The sequence below is a fragment of the Achromobacter sp. K91 genome, assembly GCF_003576205.1.
Lineage (GTDB): Bacteria > Pseudomonadota > Gammaproteobacteria > Burkholderiales > Burkholderiaceae_B > Achromobacter > Achromobacter aegrifaciens.
The window spans coordinates 79897-102859 of record NZ_QWFB01000050.1 but is presented as its reverse complement, the minus strand read 5'-3'; the positions used below and the strand labels follow the sequence as shown (position 1 = coordinate 102859).

22 protein-coding genes and 1 pseudogene are annotated in these 22963 nt (G+C 68.1%); 13 read left to right on the top strand and 10 right to left on the bottom strand.

From position 1 onward, the window contains the following. Positions 1–837, top strand: a pseudogene (mutL, locus tag DXK93_RS24825) (DNA mismatch repair protein MutL); the annotation flags it as partial. A gap of 2 nt (positions 838–839) precedes the next feature. Next, positions 840–1808: a tRNA (adenosine(37)-N6)-dimethylallyltransferase MiaA gene (gene miaA / locus DXK93_RS24820; protein ID WP_175163797.1), complete on the top strand. Its 969-nt coding sequence runs from the start codon at positions 840–842 to the stop codon at positions 1806–1808. A gap of 61 nt (positions 1809–1869) precedes the next feature. On the opposite strand, the gene purM is transcribed toward miaA, so the two are convergent. Then, positions 1870–2919, bottom strand: coding sequence for a phosphoribosylformylglycinamidine cyclo-ligase (gene purM, locus DXK93_RS24815; protein WP_054457472.1), 1050 nt, complete (start codon positions 2917–2919; stop codon positions 1870–1872). 368 nt (positions 2920–3287) lie between these two features. On the opposite strand from purM, the gene hda reads away from it, so the two are divergent. From hda to DXK93_RS24795, 4 genes are read left to right on the top strand one after another with little or no spacing between them, the layout of a single operon-like run. Further along, on the top strand, positions 3288–3989 hold the full coding sequence (hda, locus tag DXK93_RS24810) for a DnaA regulatory inactivator Hda (RefSeq protein ID WP_054457473.1): 702 nt from the start codon (positions 3288–3290) through the stop codon (positions 3987–3989). Next, positions 3986–4684, top strand: coding sequence for an HAD family phosphatase (locus tag DXK93_RS24805; RefSeq protein ID WP_013391641.1), 699 nt, complete (start codon positions 3986–3988; stop codon positions 4682–4684). Before hda ends, DXK93_RS24805 begins: the two co-directional genes overlap by 4 nt. Beyond that, entirely contained in the window at positions 4685–6049 is a 1365-nt protein-coding gene (pcnB, locus tag DXK93_RS24800) for a polynucleotide adenylyltransferase PcnB (RefSeq protein WP_119451454.1), read from the top strand. It begins immediately after the preceding gene. Positions 6050–6052: 3 nt separating this feature from the next. Beyond that, the gene (locus DXK93_RS24795; protein WP_119451453.1) at positions 6053–6538 is read left to right on the top strand and encodes a 2-amino-4-hydroxy-6-hydroxymethyldihydropteridine diphosphokinase; all 486 of its coding nucleotides are present in this window, start codon (positions 6053–6055) and stop codon (positions 6536–6538) included. Between the two features lie 23 nt (positions 6539–6561). Here the strand turns inward: DXK93_RS24795 and DXK93_RS24790 are convergent, their stop codons facing one another. From DXK93_RS24790 to DXK93_RS24775, 4 genes are read right to left on the bottom strand one after another with little or no spacing between them, the layout of a single operon-like run. After that, the gene (locus DXK93_RS24790) at positions 6562–7458 is read right to left on the bottom strand and encodes a sugar kinase (protein WP_119451452.1); all 897 of its coding nucleotides are present in this window, start codon (positions 7456–7458) and stop codon (positions 6562–6564) included. 32 nt (positions 7459–7490) lie between these two features. Then, positions 7491–8324: a CoA ester lyase gene (locus DXK93_RS24785; RefSeq protein WP_054457480.1), complete on the bottom strand. Its 834-nt coding sequence runs from the start codon at positions 8322–8324 to the stop codon at positions 7491–7493. Continuing rightward, positions 8321–9514, bottom strand: coding sequence for a CaiB/BaiF CoA-transferase family protein (locus DXK93_RS24780; protein WP_119451451.1), 1194 nt, complete (start codon positions 9512–9514; stop codon positions 8321–8323). The genes DXK93_RS24785 and DXK93_RS24780 overlap by 4 nt, the downstream gene beginning before the upstream one ends. Continuing rightward, the gene (locus tag DXK93_RS24775) at positions 9511–10341 is read right to left on the bottom strand and encodes a MaoC family dehydratase N-terminal domain-containing protein (RefSeq protein ID WP_054457484.1); all 831 of its coding nucleotides are present in this window, start codon (positions 10339–10341) and stop codon (positions 9511–9513) included. Before DXK93_RS24775 ends, DXK93_RS24780 begins: the two co-directional genes overlap by 4 nt. Positions 10342–10491: 150 nt before the next feature. On the opposite strand from DXK93_RS24775, the gene DXK93_RS24770 reads away from it, so the two are divergent. Further along, entirely contained in the window at positions 10492–11385 is an 894-nt protein-coding gene (locus DXK93_RS24770; protein WP_054457486.1) for a LysR family transcriptional regulator, read from the top strand. A gap of 16 nt (positions 11386–11401) precedes the next feature. Here DXK93_RS24770 and paaG read toward each other — a convergent pair whose 3' ends face one another. Genes paaG through DXK93_RS24755 form a run of 3 tightly spaced genes read right to left on the bottom strand, consistent with a single transcriptional unit; the run spans position 11402 to position 14558 of the window. Continuing rightward, complete coding sequence (paaG, locus tag DXK93_RS24765; RefSeq protein WP_119451450.1) at positions 11402–12223, bottom strand: 2-(1,2-epoxy-1,2-dihydrophenyl)acetyl-CoA isomerase PaaG; 822 nt, start codon at positions 12221–12223, stop codon at positions 11402–11404. Then, positions 12220–13332, bottom strand: coding sequence for an acyl-CoA dehydrogenase family protein (locus DXK93_RS24760; protein WP_054457490.1), 1113 nt, complete (start codon positions 13330–13332; stop codon positions 12220–12222). Before DXK93_RS24760 ends, paaG begins: the two co-directional genes overlap by 4 nt. Positions 13333–13367: 35 nt before the next feature. Further along, positions 13368–14558 carry an acyl-CoA dehydrogenase family protein gene (locus tag DXK93_RS24755; protein WP_119451449.1) on the bottom strand — a complete coding sequence of 397 codons (1191 nt, stop codon included), beginning with the start codon at positions 14556–14558 and terminating at the stop codon, positions 13368–13370. 196 nt (positions 14559–14754) lie between these two features. Between DXK93_RS24755 and DXK93_RS24750 the strand changes: the two genes are divergently transcribed. From DXK93_RS24750 to DXK93_RS24730, 5 genes are read left to right on the top strand one after another with little or no spacing between them, the layout of a single operon-like run. Next, positions 14755–15159 carry a Zn-ribbon domain-containing OB-fold protein gene (locus tag DXK93_RS24750; RefSeq protein ID WP_054457618.1) on the top strand — a complete coding sequence of 135 codons (405 nt, stop codon included), beginning with the start codon at positions 14755–14757 and terminating at the stop codon, positions 15157–15159. Further along, the gene (locus DXK93_RS24745; RefSeq protein ID WP_054457495.1) at positions 15156–16328 is read left to right on the top strand and encodes a thiolase; all 1173 of its coding nucleotides are present in this window, start codon (positions 15156–15158) and stop codon (positions 16326–16328) included. Before DXK93_RS24750 ends, DXK93_RS24745 begins: the two co-directional genes overlap by 4 nt. Positions 16329–16339: 11 nt before the next feature. After that, positions 16340–17860, top strand: a complete 1521-nt coding sequence (locus DXK93_RS24740) for a class I adenylate-forming enzyme family protein (RefSeq protein WP_119451448.1) — start codon at positions 16340–16342, stop codon at positions 17858–17860. Between the two features lie 56 nt (positions 17861–17916). Then, entirely contained in the window at positions 17917–18891 is a 975-nt protein-coding gene (locus tag DXK93_RS24735) for a tripartite tricarboxylate transporter substrate binding protein (protein ID WP_119451447.1), read from the top strand. Between the two features lie 19 nt (positions 18892–18910). Further along, the gene (locus DXK93_RS24730) at positions 18911–19873 is read left to right on the top strand and encodes a nitronate monooxygenase family protein (RefSeq protein WP_054457499.1); all 963 of its coding nucleotides are present in this window, start codon (positions 18911–18913) and stop codon (positions 19871–19873) included. Here DXK93_RS24730 and DXK93_RS24725 read toward each other — a convergent pair. Both DXK93_RS24725 and DXK93_RS24720 read right to left on the bottom strand, forming a co-directional pair. Further along, positions 19870–20865, bottom strand: coding sequence for a tripartite tricarboxylate transporter substrate binding protein (locus tag DXK93_RS24725; RefSeq protein WP_054457501.1), 996 nt, complete (start codon positions 20863–20865; stop codon positions 19870–19872). The genes DXK93_RS24730 and DXK93_RS24725 overlap by 4 nt on opposite strands. Before the next feature lie 128 nt (positions 20866–20993). Further along, positions 20994–21893 (bottom strand): LysR family transcriptional regulator, encoded by a 900-nt coding sequence (locus tag DXK93_RS24720; RefSeq protein WP_054457503.1) that lies wholly within the window; start codon positions 21891–21893, stop codon positions 20994–20996. Between the two features lie 149 nt (positions 21894–22042). On the opposite strand from DXK93_RS24720, the gene DXK93_RS24715 reads away from it, so the two are divergent. Next, positions 22043–22957 (top strand): SDR family NAD(P)-dependent oxidoreductase, encoded by a 915-nt coding sequence (locus DXK93_RS24715; RefSeq protein WP_054457509.1) that lies wholly within the window; start codon positions 22043–22045, stop codon positions 22955–22957. Positions 22958–22963: the final 6 nt, after the last annotated feature.

Genomic DNA, 22963 nt, shown 5'->3' with positions numbered 1-22963 from the left:
GATATTACGGACGCGCCCCCGCCCGCCTACGCCGGCGGCAACGCATCATCATCGTCTTACGGCTTGCGCCCATCGCCCGCGCCGCAGCGCCCGCACACCCAGGTGCCGTTCCGCCTGCACGCCGAACCCGCCGGCATTCCGGCCGCGGACTGGCAATCGCTCTACCGCCCGCTGGATGACGACTCGGCCGCCAAGACCGCGCCGCTGCGCGAACCCGTGCCTGCTCCCGTCGCCGCCCTGCCCGCGGACGAAGAACATCCGCTGGGCATGGCGCTGGCGCAGCTGCACGGCATCTACATCCTGGCGCAGACCCGCCGCGGCATCGTGCTGGTGGATATGCATGCCGCGCACGAGCGGGTGGTCTACGAACAGCTCAAGCAAGCCCTGGACGCGCGCAGCCTGCCGCGCCAGGATCTGCTGGTACCCGTGGTGTTCCATGCCCAGGAAAAGGACGTGGCGCTGGTCGAGGAATACGAAGAGCAGCTGAACGAACTCGGCTTCGAAATGCGCCCGTCCGGCCCCACCTCGATCGCCGTGCGCTCGGTGCCGGCCATCCTGGCCCGCGGCGACATCGAAACGCTGGCCCGCGCCGTGCTGCGCGACCTGGGCGCCGTGGGCGTGTCGCGCCTGCTGACGGAACAGCGCAACGAGCTGCTGTCCACCATGGCCTGCCATGGTTCCGTACGCGCCAACCGCAAGCTCACCATCGAAGAAATGAACGGCCTGCTGCGCCAGATGGAAGCAACCGAACGCGCCGACCAGTGCAACCACGGCCGCCCCACCTGGATCCAGTGGTCGGTGTCCGACCTGGACAAGCTCTTCCTGCGCGGACAATAAGCTTGTCGCCGTCCTCCTCCCCCAACGCGACGCCGCTGGTCATCTGCCTGGCCGGCCCCACCGCGGCCGGCAAGAGCGCCTCCACCCTGGCGCTGGCCGAGCGCTGGCCGCTGGAAATCGTCAACGTCGATTCCGCCACGATCTATCGCGGCATGGACATCGGCACGGCCAAGCCCTCGCCCGAGGAACAGGCGCAGGTGCCGCAGCATCTGCTGGACATCCTCGACCCCATCCAGTCGTACTCCGCAGCCGACTTCGTCGCCGATGCGCTGCGCCTGATAGACGAGATCCGCGCACGCGGACGCATCCCGCTGCTGGCGGGCGGCACCATGATGTACTACAAGGCGCTGCGCGACGGCCTGGACGATCTGCCGCAGGCCGATCCGGCGCTGCGCGCCGAGCTGGAAGCGCGCGCCGCCGTCCAGGGCTGGCCCGCGCTGCACGCCGAACTGGCGCAGCTGGATCCCGTCACTGCCGCACGCCTGGCCCCCAACGACAGCCAGCGCATCCAGCGCGCGCTGGAGATCTGCATGCTGTCCGGCCAGCCCATGTCGGCCCTGCTGCTGCGCAGCCAGCGTCCGCGCGACGCGACGGGCAACCAGTACCTCACCATCAGCCTGGAGCCTTCCGACCGCGCCGCGCTGCATGCCCGCATCGAGCAACGCTTCGACGCCATGCTGAACCGCGGCCTGCTCGACGAAGTCCGCGCCCTGCGCGCCAGGGGCGACCTGCATACCGGCCTGCCCTCGGTCCGTTGCGTGGGCTACCGGCAGATGTGGGCGCACCTGGACGGCGAGGTCGACCTCGCCACCGCCCGCGAACAGGGCATCGCCGCCACGCGCCAGCTGGCCAAGCGCCAGATCACCTGGCTGCGCGCGCAGCCCGAGCGCGTCATCGTCGACTGCCTGGCGGCGGATGCCGTGGCGCAAACCATAGACGCGATGGCCGTCGCGCTGGCGGGACGCGCCTAGCCAGGCGCCAGACACAAAAAAACCGCGCCGTGGCGCGGTTCTTCGTTGCAGATAGCGTGGCTTACACCACGAAGGTTTGCGCCATGCCTTCCTTCTGCTCGACGATCTCGCCCAGCGTGCTGACGGTCTCGCCCTGCTCGCGCAGCGTGGCGGCGATGGCTTCGGCCTGCGCCGGATCCACCACCAGCACCATGCCGATGCCGCAGTTGAAAACGCGGTACATCTCGGTGTCTTCGACCTGGCCCTGCTCTTGCAGCCACTGGAACAGCTTGGGCATTTCCCAGTTGGCGCGGTGCAGCTTGGCCGACAGGCCGGGCTGCAGGATGCGCGGCACGTTGTCCAGCAAGCCGCCGCCCGTGATGTGGGCCAGGCCCTTGATGCTGGTGCCGTGCTTGGCCAGGGCGGCCAGCACCTGCTTCACGTAGATGCGCGTCGGCGCCATGACCACGTCGACCATCGGCTGGCCGTGGAAATCGTCGTCGGGCTTGGCGTTGGCGCGTTCCAGGATCTTGCGCAACAGCGAATAGCCGTTGGAGTGCGCGCCGCTGGAAGCCAGGCCCAGCACCACGTCGCCGGTCTTGATCGACTGGCCGGTGATGATGGCGGACTTTTCCACCGCTCCCACCGCGAAGCCGGCCAGGTCGTACTCGCCGTCCGGATACATGCCCGGCATTTCGGCGGTTTCACCGCCGATCAGCGCGCAGCCCGACAGCTCGCAACCCTTGGCGATGCCGCCCACCACGGCCGCCGCCGTATCCACCGAAAGCTTGCCGCAGCCGAAATAGTCCAGGAAGAACAGCGGCTCCGCGCCCTGCACCAGGATGTCGTTGACGCTCATGGCGACCAGGTCGATACCCACGGTGTCGTGGCGGTTCCAGTCGAACGCCAGGCGCAGCTTGGTGCCCACGCCGTCGGTGCCCGAGACCAGCACGGGTTCCTTGTACGACTTCGGCACTTCAAACAGGCCGCCAAAGCCGCCGATACCGGCCAGCACCCCGGGACGCATGGTGCGCGCCGCAAGCGGTTTGATACGGTCGACCAGGGCGTCGCCTGCGTCGATGTCGACACCGGCATCGCGGTAGGTCATAGGGGCGGTAGGTTGATTCGTCATGAGAAATGCCGTGGGGTATGTAACAATTGCTGGGATTTTGGTGGAACGCCCTGCATTTTACGATGTTGCGGGGACTAGCAGGGATCGGCGCCGCCAAAGCGGTCCGGACGGCGACCGCGCCGGCTCGCCCGGCCAGGGCGGGCAAGAGGGGCCGGATCGGCGCAAACCCAAGCCAGCCCAGGCCCATCGACGCGACACCCTGGCCCCAGGTGGTTTAAAGTGTAGGGTTGGCCGGTATTGATTTTGTCGGTTCCGTGGTGCAAACCCCGGAGTTTCGCGCCCGGCCAGCGACGTTTTGACCCGCTGTACTGACCTGTAGCCGTATTGACCCGTACTACCCGCCTCGTTTCGGCACCCTGTAAGCTCCCATGAACCGCCAGCTGCTGCTTGACGTTCTTCCCGCGCCAGCGCCATCGCTGAACAACTATATCGCCGGCCCCAACGGGGAAGCGCTGGCGGCAGTGCGCGCGCTGCTTCCTGGCCGCGCCCTGTACATCTGGGGCGCCGCGGGCTGCGGCCGCAGCCATCTGCTGCGCGCGCTGACCGCCCGCCCCGACGCCGTCTATATCGACGCCGAGACTGGCGAAAACATGCTGCGCCGCCTGGCCGAAGCCGATTCCAAGTCGCCCATGCCCAAGTTCGTGGCGGTCGACGACGTGCACCGCATGAACGACAGCCGCCAGGCCGCCCTGTTCGCGCTCTACAACCGCTGGCGCGAATCCGCCGCCACCGGCCGCGCCTTCGCGCTGGCGCTGGCGGGCGACCGCGCTCCGCTGTCGATGCCGCTGCGCGAGGACTTGCGCACGCGCCTGGGCTGGGACCTGGTTTTCCGCCTGGACCCGCTGTCCGACGCCGACAAGCTGGCCGCCCTGTCGGCCCAGGCGGCTGCCCGCGGCATGCACCTGGCGCCCGAAATCATCAATTGGATGCTCACGCACCACGAGCGCGACATCCGCAAGCTGGCGGAGCTGATCGACGCGCTGGACCGCTATTCCCTGGCCACCGGCCGTCCCATCACCCTACCTCTGCTGCGGGCCATGCTCGCAGATCCTGATTCACAACGCACATGACCTCCCGACGTCTCGCCCTGTTCGACCTGGATCACACCCTGTTGCCGCTGGATAGCGACTACCAATGGGCCGACTATCTGGCACGCACGGGCCGCGCCGGGGATCCCGCCGAAGCCCGCCGCCAGAACGACGATCTGATGGATCGCTACAACCGCGGCGAGCTCACCGCCGAGCAGGCGGCCGAGTTCATGCTCGGCCTGCTGGCCGCGCACACGCCTTACGACCTGGCGGCCTGGCATGAAGCCTTCATGGAAGAAGTGATCCGCCCGTCCATGACGCCCGCCGCGCGCGACCTGGTGCAATCGCACCTGGAAGCCGGCGACCTGTGCGCGGTGGTCACGGCCACCAACAGCTTCGTCACCGCTCCCATCGCGCGCGCCTTCGGCGTGCCCCACCTCGTGGCCACCGACGCGGAATACCTGCGCGGGCGCTACACCGGCCGCATCCTGGGCACGCCCAGTTTCAAGGAAGGCAAGGTGGTGCGCGTCAACGACTGGCTGGCCGGCATGGGTTTGGGACTTGCGGATTTTTCGGAATCGTTTTTCTATAGCGATTCGGTCAACGATGTACCCCTGCTGGAGAAAGTGACCCGTCCGATCGCAGCCAACCCCAGCCCCACCCTGCGCGGCATCGCCCAGGAGCGCGGCTGGCAGGTGATCGACTTGTTCGACCACATGGAAGATTCGAAGTCCTAAATGATCACTGAAACCATAAAAAAATTCGTCGGCCGACTATTCGCGCCGGCAGCCCGGGGGCCGTTGCGCATCACGCGCGACAAGCACGGCATCGACCGCCGCAACGTCTCGCGCCACGCGATCAAGGTCTGCGAGGTGCTGCGCCAGCACGGCTATGACGCCTACATCGTCGGCGGCGCCGTGCGCGACCTGATCGTGGGCCTGGAGCCCAAGGACTTCGACGTGGCCACCAACGCCACGCCCGAGCAGATCCGTCCGCTGTTCCGCCGCGCCCGCATCATCGGCCGCCGCTTCCAGCTGGTGCACGTGGTCTTCGGCCAGGAAATCATCGAAACCTCCACCTTCCGCGCCCCCGCCTCGGAAGACCAGGAGACCGACGAACACGGCCGCATCCTGCGCGACAACGTGTTCGGTTCGCACGAAGAAGACGCGGCGCGCCGCGACTTCACCATGAACGCGCTCTACTACGACCCGCACAACGAGGAAGTCATCGACTTCCACAACGGCGTGGCCGACCTGAAAAAACGCCAGGTCCGCATCATCGGCGACCCGACCAAGCGCTACCGCGAAGACCCGGTCCGCATGCTGCGCGCCGTGCGCTTCGCCGCCAAGCTGAACGGCACCATCGACCCGGCCACGCGCCAGCCCATCAGCACCATGGCCGAGCTCATCGAGAACGTGCCGGCCTCGCGCCTGTTCGACGAAATGCTCAAGCTGCTGACCTGCGGCCATGCCATGGACTGCCTGCGCCAGCTGCGCGCCGACGGCCTGCACAAGGGCCTCTTGCCCCTGCTGGACGTGGTGCTCGAGCAACCCGGCGGCGAGCATTTCGTGGAGCTTGCGCTGGAACGCACCGACGCGCGCGTGCGCTCGGGCAAGACCATCAGCCCCAGCTTCCTGTTCGCCGCGCTGCTGTGGCAACAGGTGGAAGCGCGCTGGAAGCAGCTGCGCGCGCAGGGCGAGCACACCATCCCCGCCCTGTCGCAAGCCGCCGATTCGGTGCTGGACGAACAGACCGAAAAGCTCGCCATCCAGCGCCGCTTCTCGTCCGACATGCGCGAGATCTGGTTCATGCAGCCACGTTTCGAGCGCCGCATGGGCAAGACCATCTACCGCATGATCGAACAGCCGCGCTTCCGCGCCGCCTGCGACTTCCTGCAACTGCGCGCCGCCGCCGGCGAGTTCGACAGCGTGCTGGCGCAATGGTGGATGGACCTGGCCAACGCCGACGACGTCACCCGCAGCGAGATGATCGAAGAGGTGTCCCGCCAACCGCGCGATGCCGGCGACGCCCCCTCCGCCCCGCGCAAGCGCCGCCGTCCCCGCCGTTCGCCCTCGCGCGGCACGCCGCCCGCAGCGGGTTAAGTCATGACCGCTCCTGTGCGCGCCTACGTCGCGCTGGGCGCCAATCTGGGCGACGGCGAAGCCACGCTGCGCAGTGTCCTGGCTGAATTGCAGGAAACCGGCGGCATCGCCGCAGTGGCGGCATCGCCGTTCTACCGCAGCGCGCCGGTCGAAGCCACCGGCCCCGACTTCGTCAACGCCGTGGCGGCGCTGGACACGCATCTGACCCCGCTGGCCCTGCTGGATGCGCTGCAGGCGCTGGAAAACCGGCACGGCCGCGAGCGCCCCTACAAGAATGCGCCGCGCACGCTGGATCTGGACCTGCTGCTGTACGGCGACACCGTGCTGGACCATGAGCGGCTGACGCTGCCCCACCCTCGCATGCACCTGCGCGCCTTCGTGCTGCTGCCCCTGCGCGACCTGGCTCCAGGCCTGGCGCTGCAAGGCAAGCCCATCGGCGACTGGATCGCCGCGATCCACGACCAGCCGATAACGCGCATCGCGGACTGAACGCCGGCGGCCAAGCCCGCCCGCTATTCCTTCGGCGCGTAGGCCATCAGCACGCGCTCCACGTCCTCGACCTGCGGCAGGCCCGCTTCATTGCCCAGATGCTGGATCTTATGGGCCGAAGCCGCGCGCGCAAAGGTGAAGTGCTCCGCCCACGGCAGTTCCGGCCGGTTCAGATAGGACCAGACGTAGGCGCCGTGGAACACGTCCCCGGCCCCCGAGGTATCGACAATGCTGGCGGCCGGCACGTCCAGCGCGGGCAGGACATCCACCGTTCCCGTCTCGTCGTACCAGAGCATGCCGCGCTCGCCCATGGTGACCGCGCCGATGCGGCAGCCGCGCGCCTTCAGCAGTTCCAGCAGGCCTGACGGCGCAAGCCCCAATTGTTCGCACATGCGCTCCGCGCAGACCGCCACGTCGACGTGGCGCAGCAGCTCGTCGGTGTTCTCGCGCACGCCGCCGCCATCGAGCGAGGTCAGCGCGCCCGCCTGCCGACACGCCTGCGCGTAATGCAGGGCGGCGTCGGGCTGATGCCCGTCCAGGTGCAAGGCACGGTAGCCGCCGATGTCCAGCCGCGGAAAGTCGTTCAGGTAGTCCACGTCGCGCGCACGCACGATGGCGCGCTTGCCGTGATTGGGCATGATGAAGGACAGGGACGAACGGCTCACTTTGCGCGCATGCAGCGACACCCCGTGCGCCGCCGCCATGTCCGTGTACATGTGGCCCAGCCAATCCGATGCCAGCGAGCAGATCAGGTCCGGCGGCGTGCCCAGCCGCGCGCAGGCGAACGCGGCCGTCACCGCGTTGCCGCCGAAGGACACCGCGTAGTCGCGCGCCACGCTTTTTTCATCGCCCGTAGGCCATTCGTCCGCCAGCACGGTGACGTCGATATAAGTGTGTCCGATGAAGAGCGCTTCGCCCATGGAGCTGCCGGAAAGAAGTGATCGGAACCGGCCTAGATGCCGGTGGTTTCGCCCGCCTGCGCCAGCACCAGTCGCGCGCGTGCGATGACTGGAGCGTCGACCATCTTGCCGTCCAGCATGAAGGTGCCGGCCGAAGTGTCGCGATGCGTGGCGATGACGCGGCGCGCCCAGGCCAGTTCCTGCGCCGCGGGCACGAAGGCCGCGTGGATCACCGGCACTTGCGTGGGGTGGATGCACAGCATGCCGCCAAAGCCCATTTGCTGCGCGCGGCCGGCGGCATGCGCCAGCCCGGCCTGGTCCTGGATGCCCGGAAACACGCCATCCAGCGCGGGCGCCAGTCCGGCTGCGCGGCTGTGCAGCAGCACCTGCACGCGCGCCTGGTCCAGCACGGTTTGCGCCCCCGGCGTATCGGGCGTCAGTCCCAGATCCAGGCCGTAGTCCAGACTGCCGAAGGCCAGGCGCTCCACGCCGGGCGTGGCGGCGACTTCCGCAACGTTGAGGATGCCCTGGGCGGTTTCCAGGATGGGAATCACCCGCAGGCCCGCCTGGACCACATGGCGCACCTGCGCCAGGCTCTCGGCCTTGGGCAGCAGCACGCCGGCCACCCCGGGCTTGCCGCGGCAGGCCTTGAGATCGTCGTCGTGCCAGGAGGTGGAGGCGTCGTTGATCCGCACCCACAGCCGGGCGCGCGGATTCGTCCCCAGGAAATCGCACAGCGCTTCCCGGGCGGCCGCCTTGGCCAGATGCTCCACCGCGTCTTCCAGATCGACGATGACGGCGTCGGCGCCGGCGGCCAGCGCCTTGGGGATGCGCTCGGGGCGCGACGCCGGCACGAACAGCGCGCTACGGACAACGGGATGCGTCACACGACCTCCGATGCATGGAACTGCGCCACCTGATCGGGCGCGTATCCCAATGATGCTAGCACCGCATCGGTGTTTTGGCCCACCGCGGGCACCGCGGCCATGCGCGGCGCGAAGGCGTTGCTGCTGGCCGGAGGCAGCAGCGCGGGCAGCTCGCCGGCGGGGCTGTCCACCTGGCTCCAGCGGCCTCGGGCCTGCAATTGCGGATGGGCCCAGACGCCGGCCATGTCGTTGACGCGCGCATTGGCGATCTGCGCGTCCTCCAGCCGCTGCGTCACCTGTTCGATGGACAGGTCGGCGAAGGCGGCCACGATCAGCGCGCGCAGGTCGTCGCGGTTGGCGGTGCGCAGCGAATTGGAGATGAAGCGCGGGTCTTCCGCGAGTTCCGCCTGGCGCAGCACTTGGGCGCAGAACACGCGCCATTCGCGCTCGTTCTGCAGGCCCAGCATGATGGTGGCGCCGTCGCCCACGGGGAACGGCCCGTAGGGATAGATGGAGGCGTGGGCCGCGCCCGCGCGCACGGGCGGCGTGGCGCCGTCGAAGGCGTAGTACATGGGAAACCCCATCCACTCCACCATGCTCTCCAGCATGGAGACGTCCAGGCGGCTGCCCAGGCCCGTTTTCTGCCGCAGCAGCAATGCGTTCAGGATCGCGGAATAGGCGTACATGCCGGCCGCGATGTCGGCGATGGAGCAACCGGCCTTGACCGGATCGTCCTTGGTACCCGTCACGGACAGGAAACCGCTTTCGCTCTGGATCAGCAGGTCGTAGGCCTTCTTGTCCTGATAGGGCCCGCCTTCGCCATAGCCCGAGATATCGCAGACGATCAGGCGCGGATACTTCTTGTGCAGGGCGTCAAAAGACAGTCCCAGACGCGCAGCGGCGCCGGGCGCCAGGTTCTGCACCAGCACGTCGGCCGTCTCCAGCAGGCGCTCCATGACGCCACCCGCCTCTTCGCGCTTGAGGTCCAGCGTCAGGCTTTCCTTGGACCGGTTGGTCCAGACGAAATGCGAGGACAGGCCGCGCACGCGCTCGTCGTAGCCGCGGGCGAAGTCCCCGCCGCCGGGACGTTCGATCTTGATGACGCGCGCGCCCATGTCCGCGAGCTGGCGGGTGCAGAACGGCGCGGCGATCGCGTGCTCCAGGCTGACGACGGTGATGCCGTCCAGGGGACGGGGGGCCTCTATGCTCATTCTGTAAACCTCAGTTCAGCTTGGTGGGCCAGCGTGCCGTCCTGCTCAGCCCAGAGCTGGGCCACGCCCGGCTCGGTCAAGCGGCCGGCCACCTGGAAGGGTGCGGGCGCAATCAGTGGACGCAGGCCGCGATACGACAGGTGGGTCAGGCGCGCCTGCGGATGGGCGCGGGAGAAGGCGGCAACCATCTCGGTGGCGATGAGCGGGCCGTGCACCACCAGCCCGGGATAGCCCTCGGTGCCCGTCACGTAGGGATGGTCGTAGTGGATGCGATGGCCGTTGAAGGTCACCGCCGAGTAGCGGAACAGCAGCACCGGCGACGGCTCAACGGTATCGCGCCACTGCGCCTGCGGCGCGGGCTCGCTGCCCGTGAGCTTGGGCGGCGTCGGCTGCCGATAGACGATGTCCTGCTCCTCGTGGATGGCGACCTCGCCTTCCTGGCGGAACTCGTGGCGCACGGTCACGAACAGCAGCGCGCCAGTGCGCCCTGCCTTTTCCTTGACATCGATCACCGTGGATTCGCGCTCCGCGGGCACGCCGACCAACAGCGGCCGGCGGAACTCGACCCGGCCGCCCGCCCACATGCGGTTGCGGTCCTGGGCCGGCGGCAAAAAGCCGCCGCGCGCCGGATGGCCATCCGTCCCCAGCCCGCCCATGTCCACCGTGGAAATGAAGAACGCCCATTGCCACAGCGGCGGCAAGGCATCGCCCTGGACCGGCGCCGGACCGCCCAGGGTTGCCGCAATGCGCGCGGCGTGGCCCGGATCCATGGCGTCCGCCCTGCGTTCGCCGCTGCCGATCCAGGCGGCCGGATCTGTAGATGTCATGCCGATATCCTCTGCTGGGGTTTTTACAGACTGAAGCATGCCCGCAAGCCGTCCCGCTTGTGAATTCGTTTTTGCTCAAGGCGGGGTTTGCGCTGCCTGAATCGCACCCCTGCCTCCCGGCCCGACGCCTCGCGCCGTAATATATGGCCCATGCACTTCGACCTCGCCGACCTACGCCTGTTCATCCACATCGCCGAATCCCCCAGCCTGACCCAGGCTGCCAAGCGGGCGCACCTGTCCCTGGCAGCCGTCAGCGTGCGCATCAAGGCGCTGGAGAACCAGCTCAATACCCGCCTCCTGTACCGCGACAGCCGCGGAGTGGAGATCACGCCTGCGGGCCAGAAGCTGCTGCAGCACGCGCGCGTCATCATGCGCCAGGTGGACCACCTGAAACATGACTTCCAGGAGCAGGCCGACGGCGACGCCGGCCACATCCGCATCTTCGCCAACACCACGGCGGTCACGGAATTCATGCCGGACATCCTGGCGCAATTCCTGTCCGGCCACCCTGGCGTCACCGTGGACCTGCAGGAACGCCTGACCCGCGACATCGTGCGCGGCGTGCTGGACGGCACCACCGACCTGGGCATCGTGGCCGGCCCGGTGGATGCGCCCGAATTGCAGACCATCCACTTCAGCACCGACAAGCTGGTGCTGGTGGTGCCCAATGGCCACCCGCTGCAGGATCAGGAAAAGATCAAGCTGGCCGAGGCGGTGCGCTACCCCTTCATCACCATGCACGAAGGTTCCACCCTGGTCGCCTTCCTGCGCGACCAGCTGGAACAGGTGGGCCAGCGCCTGCCCCAGCGCATCCAGCTCTACAGCTTCGATTCCATCTGCCGGATGGTGCAGGCGGGCGTGGGCATCGGCGTCATCCCCGACTCCGCCGCGCGGCGCTATGGCGCCGACATGAAGCTGCGCGTGGTCGAATTGGACGAGCCCTGGGTGGTGCGCGAACGCAAGCTGCTGGTGCGCGACATCGACGCTCTGCCGGGTTGCGCGCGCGAACTCATAGAACAGATCCAGGCGGCGCGGACGCCCTGACGGCCGTCTGCAAAGCTCAGGTGCCGGTGAACGCCGGCGGGCGCTTCTGCGCGAACGCCCGCATGCCTTCCAGGTAGTCGTCGGTGTAGCCCAGTTCGCGCTGCAAGCGGCATTCCAGATCGAACTGCTGCGCCAGCGTGTTGCCGCTGGACGCGTGCAGCGCCGCCTTGGTAGCCGCATAGGCGCGCGTAGGTCCGGCCGCCAGCGTATCGGCGACTTCGGCCAGCGTGTCCGCCAGCGCGGCGTCTGGCACCACACGCCAGATCAGGCCCCAGGCTTCCGCCTGCCTGGCGCTGAGCGCTTCGCCGAACAGCGCGGCGCCCATGGCCCGCGCAGAGCCCACCAAACGCGGCAGGAACCAGGTGCCGCCGGCATCCGGCAGCAGGCCGATCTTGCTGAAGGCCTGAATGAAGCGCGCCGACTCCACTGCGAACACCACGTCGCAAGCCAGCGCCAGGCTGGCGCCTGCGCCGGCCGCGACGCCGTTTATCACGCACACCACCGGCACCGGCAAGTTACGCAGCCGGGTGATCAGCGGTCGGTAGCACTGCTCAAGAATCAGGCTCAGGTCGCGGCGTGCTCCGTCCTCAGCCGGCTTGCGCTCGCCCAGGTCCTGCCCAGCGCAAAAGCCCCGGCCCGCGCCCGTGATGATCAGTCCGCGCAGGCCGCTGTCCGCCTCCATGGCATCCAGCGCCCGCGCCAGCTCGGCATGCATGACTTCCGTGAAACTGTTCAACCGGTCGGGCCGGTTCAGTGTGATGACGCCCACGCCCCGCTCCAGCGTGAAGCGGATCTGGGTGTAGCCGCCTTCGACCTGAGTCGTCGCCGCTGCGCTCATGCCAGTTCCTCCAGCACCGCCAGTTGTTCGGCCGTATCGCCCAGCAGCTGGTCCACGACGGTCAGCCGTTTGAAGTAATCGCCCACGTCCAGCTCGTCGGTCATGCCCATGCCGCCATGCAGCTGCACCGCCAGTTGCGCCACCAGGCGTCCGGCGCGCGCGGCTTCCAACTTCGCGGAGGCGATCATGCGGCGGCGCTGCGCTGCGTCGGTTTCGGTCAGCGCCGCCACCGCCACATAAGCCATGGACAAAGCCAGTTCCTTGGCCACCAGCATTTCCGCCAGGCGATGCTGCAAGGCCTGGAACGAGGCCAGCGGTTGGCCGAACTGCTTGCGCGCCTTCAGGTAGTCGACGGTGATCTCCAGCAGCCGCTCCATTGCGCCCGCGGCGTGCGCGCATAGCGCGGCCGTGCCCCATTGCAAGGACTGCGCCAGCGCCTGGTCGGCGGCGGTCCCTTGCGCCAGCAAGGCCTCGGGCGCCAGATTGACCGCGTTCAGATCCAGCCGGGCGCAGCGCGCGCCGTCCAGCGTGGGCGTATCGGTGATCCTCACGCCTGCCGTATCCGCCGGCACCGCCAGCAACAGGGTCTCGCCCCCGTCGCCGCGCGCGCTGACCAGCCACGCGGTGGCCGCCGCGCCGTGCCAGACCAGATGCTTGGCGCCGTCCAGCCGCCAGCCATCGGCAGTCTTGCTGGCGCGGCAATCGCGCGGATCGGTGTCGTAGCGGCGGCCGGGCTCCTGGTACGCCACGCTGACCACGGCGTCGCCCGAGGCGATGGCCGGCAGCCACAAGCCGCGCGCTTCGCCGCCGCAGGCTTCGATCAGCGCCGCGCCCATGACCGCGCTGGGAATGACCGGCTCGGACACCAATCCGCGTCCCAGTTCCACGTGCACGGGCAGCAGGCTGGCGGGCACTTCGCCGAAGCCGCCGAAATCCTGCGGGATGGTCAGGCCCAGAACGCCCAGTTCAGCCAGCGCGGCCCAGGCGTCGGCATCCAGCTTGCCCGCCGCCTGCCGGGCCCGGCGGCGCGCGTGCGTCCATTCCTGGTCCACCAGTCGCCGCAGGCTGTCGGCCAGCATGCGTTGTTCTTCGGTATAGATGAAATCCATGCGTCGTCTTCCTGTCGGGTTGCGCGAGGCCGGGCCTACAGGCCCAGCACCAGGCGGGCGATGATGCCCTTCTGCACTTCGGTGGTGCCGCCGTAGATCGAGGTCTTGCGCATGTCGGCATAGCCGGCGCCGGCCGCAGCCGCCAGTTCCGGCCCAGGACCGCTGTATCCATGGTCTGCCTGCAGCCAATCGGGGTCATAGGGCCAGGCGTCCGGCCCCGCCACCTCCATCTGCAGCATGGCCAGGTCCTGCTGGATCTCGGAGCCGCGGATCTTCAGCACCGACGCTTCCGGCCCCGGCGTGCCGTCGTTGCTGGAGGCCACGCGCAGCAGCAGCATTTCCAGCGCCATGATGTCCACCTCGATGCGCGAGATGCGGTCGCGGAACCGGCTGTCGGCCAGCAGGGGCTTGCCCCGGGACTGCGCCTGCACCGCCATGTGCTTGAGCACGCCCAGTTCGCGGTGGCAATGGCCCAGGCCTGCGATGCCGGTGCGCTCGTGGCCCAGCAGGTACTTGGCATAGGTCCAGCCCTGGTTCTCCACGCCCACCAGGTTGGCCACGGGCACGCGCACGTTCTCCAGCCAGACCTCGTTCACGTCGTGCCCCCCATCCAGCGTGCGGATGGGGCGCACGGTCACGCCCGGCGTACGCATGTCCAGCAGCAGCATGGAGATGCCGCGCTGCGCGCGGGCCTCGGGGTCGGTGCGGACCAGGCAGAACATCCAATCGGCGTACTGAGCCAGGGTGGTCCAGGTCTTCTGGCCGTTGACGACGTATTCGTCGCCGTCGCGCACGGCGCGGGTCGAGAGCGAGGCCAGATCGGACCCCGACCCCGGTTCGGAATAGCCCTGGCACCACCAGTCCTCCACGCGGATGATGCGAGGCAAGAGGCGCGCCTGCTGCTCGGCGCTGCCGTACTTCATCAGGACCGGGCCGATCATGGACAGGCCGAATGGCAACAGGCGCGGCGCGCCGGCCTTGAAACATTCGACCTCGAAGATCAGCCGCTGCAATGCATTCCAGCCGGTGCCGCCATGCTCGACCGGCCAGTTCGGCGCGCCCCAGCCCTGGTCGGCCAGGATGTTATGCCAGCGTACGTAGTCCTCGCGCTCCAGCCGCTGGTGGCGCAGCACCTTGTCGCGTATGTCCTGCGGCAGCTTGTCCGTGGCGAAGGCGCGCACTTCTTCGCGGAATAGCCGCTCCTGCGGCGTCCAGGTCAGATTCATGGTCGGGCTCCTTTTCCGATATCTAGCCACGCGGGGGCACGCCGGACAATCTGCCTCTTCCGAAGACGGGCTTCGCGCAGGACATAGGGCGCCCCACTACGGGCCGGCAGAAGGCCAGCTTCAGCAATGAAGAATGGCCGAACCCGCCGCCAGTGCCGACACTTGCAAGCGTCATCCACTGGAACCCGTAGGCATCATGACCGTTCCCGATCAGCAGGCCGTCGCGCCGCAAGGCGTCGAGGCGCAATACCGCCAGGCGCTGGACCAAGGCCGCTTCCTCATCCAGCATTGCGCGGGCTGCAACCGCGCCGTGTTCTACCCCCGCATGATCTGCCCGCATTGCGGCGCGGACAAACTCGCCTGGACCGAGCCCGACGGGCGCGGCGAGGTCTATTCCACCACCGTGGTGCGCCGCAAGCCCGAGGCGGGCGGCGACTACAACGTGGCGCTGATAGACCTGCAGGAAGGCGTCAGGCTGATGAGCCGCGTCGAAGGCGTGGCGCCGGACGCCGTGCATATCGGCATGGCGGTGCGCGCGCAGGTGGCGCAGCAGGACGGCCGCGGCCTCCTGATCTTCCGACCCAACCAGGAGGCGCAATGACGCTGAACGATCTGCGCGGCGCCGTGGCAGTGGCCGGCGTGGGCCACGCGGGCCTGGGCCAGGCCGCGGGCTACACCGAAATGGAAATCCTGGTGCAGGCCGCGCAGCGCGCGGTGGCAGACGCCGGCCTCACCATGCGCGACATCGACGGCATCTGCACCGCCAGCGTGGCCGCGCCCATGTGGGCCATGCCGGTCATCGAACACCTGGGCATCCGCCCCAGCTTCATCGACAGCACCATGCTGGGCGGCTCCAGCTTCGTCGCGCACCTGCTGCCCGCGCTGCACGCGCTGGCATCCGGCCAGTGCAACGCGGTGCTGGTCTGCTATGGCAGCACGCAGCGCACTTCCACCTTGAGCCGCGCCGAGATCGGCCGGGTCCGCAAGCAGTTCGATCCACAGCCGTACGAAACGCCCTACGAGCCGCTGAGTCCCCTGTCCTCCTACGCGCTGGCGGCCGCGCGCCACATGCATCAATACGGTACGCGTCGCGAGCACCTGGCACAGGTGGCGCTGGCCGCCAACCAATGGGCCCAGCTGAATCCCGAAGCGCAATTGCGCGAACCCGCCACGCTGGACCAGATCCTCTCGGCCCGCATGGTGTCCGATCCCTTGAGCGTGCGCGATTGCTGCCTGGTCACCGACGGCGCCGGCGCCTACGTGCTGGTGCGCGCCGAGCGCGCCCGCGACCTGCCGCGTCCGCCGGTCTACGTGCTGGGCAACGCCACCGCGGTCTGGAACCGCCAGATCTCGTCCATGGAAGACCTGACCGTGACCGCCGCGGCCGAGTCCGGCAAGCGGGCCTTCGAGATGGCAGGCGTTGCGCCCCGGGACATCGACGTGGTGGAACTGTACGACGCCTTCACCATCAATACCCTGCTGTTCCTGGAAGACCTGGGCTTCTGCGCCAAGGGCGAAAGCAAGGACTTCATCGCGGGCGGCGCCATCGCCCCTGGCGGCGCGCTGCCGGTCAACACCAACGGCGGCGGGCTGTGCTGCGTGCATCCCGGCATGTACGGCGTCTTCATCATGATCGAGGCCGTCCGCCAGCTGCGCCGCGAATGCGGCGCGCGCCAGGTCGCCGATGCGCATCTGGCCTTGGTGCACGGCAACGGCGGCACCCTGTCCAGCCAATCCACCGCCATCCTGGGCACCCAGGCCACGCTTTGAGCGACGCAACCATGTCCCCGGCAGCCCCTCTTACCCGCATCCATCAATTGCTGGCGCAGCAAGCCGGCCAGCGGCCCGACGCCACCTTTCTGTACGAGGAAGGCGGCGGCAAACTGAGCTACGCGCAGTTCTGGCGGCGCGTGCAGGCCGCGGCCGCATGGCTCGAAGAACAGGGCGTACGTCCCGGGCACCGCGTGCTGATCGCCGGTGAAAACTGCGCGGCCATGGTCGCCGCGTTGTTTGCCTGCAGCGTGGCGGGCGCCTGGCCGGTGGGCGTGAACGCGCGCCTGTCCGCGCGCGAGATCGACGCCATCCGCGTTCACGCGCAGCCCGAACTGCTGCTCTACACCAGCGGCGTCTCGCCCGCCGCCGCAGCCCATGCCGAGCACGCCGGCGCCGCCGACGCCGACCCGGACGTCTGGGGCCCAGGCATGCAGACCGCAAGAGCGGATGCGCCCACGCAGGCCGAAACGGGCGACACGGCCGCGGAAGTGGCCACGGTGATCTACACGTCCGGCACCACGGGCGCGCCCAAGGGCGTCCTCGTGCCGCACCGCGGCCTGCTGCATTTCGCCCGCGTGTCCGCCGCCTCGCGCCGCCTGACGCCGCAGGACATCGGCTACGCCGCACTGCCCATGTCGCACATCTTCGGCATCGCCACCGTGCTGATGGCCACGGTGCACGCCGGCGCCAGCCTGGTGCTGCGCAGCCGCTTCGACGCCGCCGACGCCTTCAAGGCCCTGGCCCATCCCGGCGTCAGCATCCTGCAGGGCGTGCCCACCATGTTCAGCCGCATGATGGCCGTGGCGCCGCCGCGCGCGGAGCTGCGCGCCCCTGCCCTGCGCTACCTGTACACGGGCGGCGCCGCGCTGGATCCCACGCTAAAGCGCGACGCCGAGCGCTATTTCGGCGTCGCCATGCACCACGGCTACGGCATCACCGAATACGCGGGCTCCATGTTTGTCACCCGCATCGATGCGCCGCGCAGCGACTGCTCGGCCGGCCATGCGGTCGAAGGCGTGGAAATGCGGATCGGCAACCCCGACAACGGCGCGCCCGCACCCGGAGAGCGCGGCGACATCCTGATCCGCGGCCCGGGCGTCATGCTGGGCTACTACCGCAATCCCGAACAAACCGCGCAGGCGCTGCTGCCCGGCGGCTGGCTCAACACCGGCGACATCGGCTACGTCGACGAACAGGGCGCGCTGTACATCGCAGGACGCTCCAAGGACTTGATCATCCGCTCCGGCTTCAATGTCTATCCGCTGGAAGTCGAATCCGTCATCAACGCGTTCCCCGGCGTGCGCCTGTCGGCCGTGGTCGGGCGCCCCACCGCCGACCAGAACGAAGAAGTCATCGCCTTCGTCGAGCCCTTGCCCGGCGCCACCGTGGACACCAACCTGCTGATGCTGCATCTGCGCGCGCAGCTGGCGCCGTACAAGCGGCCCGCCCGCATCATCCCCATCGACACCATTCCCACCACCGTCAGCGGCAAGATCCTCAAGCAGCCGCTGAAAGAAAGGCTGGCGTAGCCGCGGCTAGCTGTTCCGCTGCACGACCCGCCACTTACCCACAAGGAGACTACAGCGTGAACATCAAGACCCTGCTCGCCGCGGCCGCCGCCACGGCGGCGCTGGCCACGGCCTCAAACGCCTGGGCCGACGCCTATCCCGAACGCCCCATCCGGCTGCTGGTGGGCTATGCCCCCGGCGGCCCCGTGGACACCACCGCCCGCGTCTTCGCCAAGTACCTGGGCGACAAGCTGGGCCAGTCCGTGGTGGTGGAAAACCGCGCCGGCGCCAGCGGCATGATCGCCTCCGACGCCACCGCCAAGGCCGCGCCCGACGGCTACATGCTGGGCTTCGCCGCCAGCCCCACCCTCACCATGTCGCCGCTGGTACAGCGCAGCACGCTGTTCGATCCGCGCAAGGACTTCTCGTTGATCGGGCTGGTGGTGGACTACGCCAACGTTCTGCTGATCGGCCCGCAGATCCCAGCCAAGAACGTCAGCGAATTGGTCACCTACGCCCGGGCCCATCCGGATGCCGTGTCGTTCGGTTCCGCCGGCATCGGCGCGTCCAACCACCTGTCGGCCGAGCTGCTGAAGAAGCAGGCGGGCGCGCCCATGCTGCACGTGCCCTACCGCGGCAACTCGCCTGCCATGGTCGATGTGATCAGCGGCAAGATCACCTTCATGTTCGACATCACCAGCACCGCCATCCCCTTCGTCAAGAGCGGCAAAGCGCGCGCCCTGGCGGTCACGTCCAAGACCCGCAACCCCGAACTGCCCGACGTGCCCACCATGGTCGAAGCCGGCATGAAGGACTACGAAGTGGTCGGCTGGTACGCGCTGGTTGGGCCGAAGAAACTGCCCGACGCCGTCGCGGCCCGCCTGACCCGCGCGCTGAACGAAGTCTCCAGCGATCCGGCCTTCCGCCAGGCCATGATCGATGGCGGCTACACCATCAACACCGGCGACTCCAAGGCGCTGCAATCGCGCATCGACCGTGAATACGCCTTGTGGTCCGACGTCATCCAAAGCGCCAACATCCAGGCCAATTGAGTACCACCGGAGCATCCAGATGAATCCCCCGCTCGCGCTGCACGCCCACACCCGCCTCCCCGTCATCGGCGCCCCCATGTTCCTGGTCTCCGGACCGGACCTGGTGGTGGCGCAATGCGCGGCGGGGATCATCGGCACCTTTCCGTCGCTCAACGCCCGTCCGCAGGAGCAGCTGCACGACTGGCTCACGCGCATCGAGAACGGCCTGGCCGCGAAGCGCCAGGCCGCACCCGACGCGCAAATCGCGCCCTATGGCGTCAACCTGATCGTCCACCCCAGCAATCCGCGTTGGCAGGGCGATCTGGCCATCTGCGCCGAGCGCCGCGTGCCGCTCATCATCACCTCGCTGCATGCCCCCGAAGCCGTGGTGGCCGCCGCGCACGGCTATGGCGGGCTGGTATTCCATGACGTCACCAATGTGCGGCACGCCAAGCGCGCGCTGGACGCCGGGGTCGACGGCCTGATCCTGGTGGCGGCGGGCGCAGGCGGCCATGCAGGGCAGATCAGCCCATTCGCGCTGGTCAACGAGATCCGCGCCTTCTACGACGGCCCGCTGGCGCTGTCCGGCTGCATCAGCCACGGCAAGGACATTTTGGCCGCGCAGGTGCTGGGCTGCGACTTCGCCTACATGGGTACACGCTTCATCGCGACGCAGGAATCGCTGGCCGGCGACGCCTATCGCGAAATGGTGCTGCAGGCGCAGGCGGCAGACGTGACCTACACGCCCTACTTCTCGGGCGTGCCCGCGAACTACCTGTCGGCCAGCATCCGGGCAGCCGGCCTGGATCCCCTGGAACTTGCCAGGAACGGCGTAGCCCCGCCCGCGAACATGGACAAGAGTTCGCGGCCCAAGGCCTGGAAGGATGTGTGGAGCGCGGGCCAGGGCGTGGGCGCGGCGCAGGAAATCCTGCCTGCCGCGATGCTGGTGGATCAGCTGGAATCCGAATATCTCGCCGCGCGCGAAGCTCTGCGCCAGCTTTAGTCCAGCTTGATGTTGGCGGTTTTGATGACGTCGCGCCATTTCGCGATTTCATCGCGGACGAACTCGCCGAACTGTTCTGGGGTGCCGGGCTTGGGCTCGGCGCCTGCGGCGATCATGCCCTGCGCGGTGGCCTGGTCAGACAGGACCTTCACGAGATCCGCATTCACGCGTTTCACGATGTCGGGCGGGGTGCCTTTGGGCGCCATCACGCCGCTCCACGAGTATGCCTCGTAGCCTGGCAGACCGGACTCGGCGATGGTAGGCACGTCGGGCAGCATGCTGGAACGCGTGGGATTGCCTACCCCCAGCGCACGCACCTTGCCGCCCTTCAGATGCGGCACGGCGGATGGACCGTCGGCGAACATCACCTGCACCTGTCCGCCCAGCAGGTCTTGCATGGCGGGCGCGCTGCCGCGGTAGGGCACGTGCTGGATGCGCACGCCGGCCATGGCGTTGAACAACTCGCCGGCCAGGTGCGTGCCGCCGCCCGTGCCTGACGAGCTGAACGAGAGCTTGCCCGGATTGGCCTTGGCATAGGCGATCAGCTCGCTGACCGAATTCACGGGCAGCGTCGCGTTCACCACCAGCACGATGGGAAACACCGCCGCCATGCCGACCGGCACGAAGTCCCGCGTAATGTCGTAGCTCAGATTGCCGCGCAGGCTGGGCAGCACCGCATGGTGGATGGAGGCAAAAAAATAGTTGTAGCCGTCGGGCTCGGACTTGGCCGCGAACTGCGCGCCCACGATGCCGCCAGCGCCCGACTTGTTGTCGACCACCGTGGGCACCGACCACAGCTGTCCCAGCGGCTGCGTGGTGAAGCGCGCGGTCGTGTCCACGGGGCCGCCCGCAGGAAACGGCACGATGAAGTTCACGGCATGCGCCGGCCAGGCGGCGGCGCGGGCCATCTTGGGGAACAGCGCGGGCAGCGCGGCGGCGGCGCACGCGGCGCCCAGCCGCGCAACGGCGCGGCGGCGTAGTAGATCGGTCACGGCAGTCTCCTGGTTCTCGGTTTTATGGGCGGCCAAGCTCTAGGACTGCTGCCTGACGCCTTTTTTATTATTTGCCGAACCTGCGGAGCTACCGCTACATATTTGCAAAAGCCCCTCTTCGGAACGCGCTACAGACCGCGGGCCGCACGCTGCACATGTTCGATGAAGCATTCCGCGAAACTGGGCAGGTCGCGGCCGCGCTGGCGGCACAGCAGACGGTCGCGCAACGCCCAGGGGTCATCCAGCTTGAGCACGTGCAGCGCATCCGGACGGCTGTAGCGCGCCGCGCAGGCGCGCGGCACCACCGCGATCCCCGCGCCCGCCTCCACCATGCGGCACACGGCCTCGAAGCTACCCACGTGCACGCGCTGGCAGATGCGCTTGCCCAGGCCGCTGGCGATATCTTCCAGGAAGGTCTGGATGGCGCTGTCGGGATGGATGCCGACGAACTGGTAGGCATCGACCAAGTCGGCGAAATGCGCGGACTCCGTGGCCGCCAGCGGGTGGTCCAGCGACGTGACCACGGTGAGCTCATCGCGGAACAGCGGCGTGACGTCCAGGCCCGACACGTCGATATTGCCCGCCACCAGCCCCAGGTCTCCCTGGCCTGCGCGTATGGCGATGACGATATCGCCAGATATTTTTTCTTCCAGTTCCACGTCCACGTCAGGGTTTTCCGCAAGAAACGTGGACAAGGCGTCGGCCAGGAACGAATTGGTGGCCGTGGTGTTGGCCAGCAGGCGCAGGCGTCCCTTCAGGCCGCTGGCATAGGGCTGCAGGTCCGCGTTCAGGCATTCCAGCTGGCGGAACACGGCGTTCGCATGCTTGAGCAGCACCTCGCCCGCCGGCGTCAGCGCCACGCCCGTGGCCATGCGCACCAGTAGCCGGGCCTTGAAGGCCTCCTCCATGTTCTTCACCCGCGCGCTTGCCGCCGGCAGGGACAGGAAGGTGCGTTCCGCAGCCCGGGTCAGATTGAGTGTTTCCCCCACGTTCAGAAACAAACGCAGGTCCGTCAGATCGTGTCTCATGTTCCACCACGCAGAAGGGGGGCATATCTAATTTTGAATTCTTCGCATGCCTCGTCGAATCTACCATGGTGCATCCCCTCGAACCAGAGCGTTCGATGCGGAACTGTTTTCCACACGGCGCGCGCGCCGCAGCACAGGAGTCAGCTTCAATGAGCGGCATAGTTTCCGGAAAAGTGGTGATCGTGACTGGCGCGGGCGGCGGCATCGGCCGCAGCATTGCACTGGCCATGGCGCAGGCCGGCGCCAAGGTGGTGGTGAACGACATCGGCGTATCGCTCACCGGCGAAGGCGGCGCGGATGGCCCCGCGCAAGCGGTCGTCAAGGAGATCGTCGCGGCGGGCGGCCAGGCCGTCGCCAACACCGACAGCGTGGCCGCGTACGACAGCGCCAGCCGCTGCGTGCAGACGGCAATCGACGCCTTCGGCCGCATCGATGCCGTGGTCAACAATGCCGGCAATCTGCGCGACCGGGTTTTCCACAAGATGAGCGAAGAGGAATGGAGTCAGGTGCTGGGCGTGCACCTGAACGGGTCCTTCTTCATGAGTCGCGCGGCGGCGCCCTACTTTCGCGAACAGGAGTCCGGCGCGTTCGTGCACATGACCTCCACGTCCGGACTGATCGGAAACTTTGGCCAGGCCAACTACGCGGCGGCCAAGCTGGGCATCGTGGCCCTGTCGAAATCCATCGCGCTGGACATGGCGCGCTACAACGTGCGCTCCAACTGCATCGCGCCGTTCGCATGGAGCCGCATGACCAGCTCCATTCCCGCCGAAACCGACGAAGAAAAAGCCCGCGTCGAAAAGCTGAAGAAGATGGAAGCCGGCAAGGTCGCGCCCATGGCCGTGTATCTGGCCAGCGACGCGGCCAGCGAGGTCACCGCGCAGATCTTCGCGGTGCGCGCCAACGAGATCATGCTGATGAGCCAGCCGCGCCCGCTGCGCACCGTGCACCACGGCGAAGGCTGGACGCCCGAGCGCATCGCCGAGATCGCCGTGCCCGCCATGCGCAAGCACTTCTACGCGTTGGAGCGTTCGCCTGACGTCATCGACTGGGATCCCATCTGAGGCCGC

Coding starts and splice junctions, on each gene's coding strand:
- pcnB (WP_119451454.1), top strand. CDS start 4,685: ATGATCACTGAAACCATAAAAAAATTCGTCGGCCGACTATTCGCGCCG.
- DXK93_RS24775 (WP_054457484.1), bottom strand. CDS start 10,341: ATGACATCTACAGATCCGGCCGCCTGGATCGGCAGCGGCGAACGCAGG.
- DXK93_RS24750 (WP_054457618.1), top strand. CDS start 14,755: ATGACCGTTCCCGATCAGCAGGCCGTCGCGCCGCAAGGCGTCGAGGCG.
- hda (WP_054457473.1), top strand. CDS start 3,288: ATGAACCGCCAGCTGCTGCTTGACGTTCTTCCCGCGCCAGCGCCATCG.
- DXK93_RS24790 (WP_119451452.1), bottom strand. CDS start 7,458: ATGGGCGAAGCGCTCTTCATCGGACACACTTATATCGACGTCACCGTG.
- DXK93_RS24795 (WP_119451453.1), top strand. CDS start 6,053: ATGACCGCTCCTGTGCGCGCCTACGTCGCGCTGGGCGCCAATCTGGGC.
- DXK93_RS24745 (WP_054457495.1), top strand. CDS start 15,156: ATGACGCTGAACGATCTGCGCGGCGCCGTGGCAGTGGCCGGCGTGGGC.
- DXK93_RS24770 (WP_054457486.1), top strand. CDS start 10,492: ATGCACTTCGACCTCGCCGACCTACGCCTGTTCATCCACATCGCCGAA.
- DXK93_RS24780 (WP_119451451.1), bottom strand. CDS start 9,514: ATGAGCATAGAGGCCCCCCGTCCCCTGGACGGCATCACCGTCGTCAGC.
- DXK93_RS24730 (WP_054457499.1), top strand. CDS start 18,911: ATGAATCCCCCGCTCGCGCTGCACGCCCACACCCGCCTCCCCGTCATC.
- DXK93_RS24755 (WP_119451449.1), bottom strand. CDS start 14,558: ATGAATCTGACCTGGACGCCGCAGGAGCGGCTATTCCGCGAAGAAGTG.
- DXK93_RS24805 (WP_013391641.1), top strand. CDS start 3,986: ATGACCTCCCGACGTCTCGCCCTGTTCGACCTGGATCACACCCTGTTG.
- DXK93_RS24740 (WP_119451448.1), top strand. CDS start 16,340: ATGTCCCCGGCAGCCCCTCTTACCCGCATCCATCAATTGCTGGCGCAG.
- DXK93_RS24715 (WP_054457509.1), top strand. CDS start 22,043: ATGAGCGGCATAGTTTCCGGAAAAGTGGTGATCGTGACTGGCGCGGGC.
- DXK93_RS24720 (WP_054457503.1), bottom strand. CDS start 21,893: ATGAGACACGATCTGACGGACCTGCGTTTGTTTCTGAACGTGGGGGAA.
- paaG (WP_119451450.1), bottom strand. CDS start 12,223: ATGAGCGCAGCGGCGACGACTCAGGTCGAAGGCGGCTACACCCAGATC.
- DXK93_RS24760 (WP_054457490.1), bottom strand. CDS start 13,332: ATGGATTTCATCTATACCGAAGAACAACGCATGCTGGCCGACAGCCTG.
- purM (WP_054457472.1), bottom strand. CDS start 2,919: ATGACGAATCAACCTACCGCCCCTATGACCTACCGCGATGCCGGTGTC.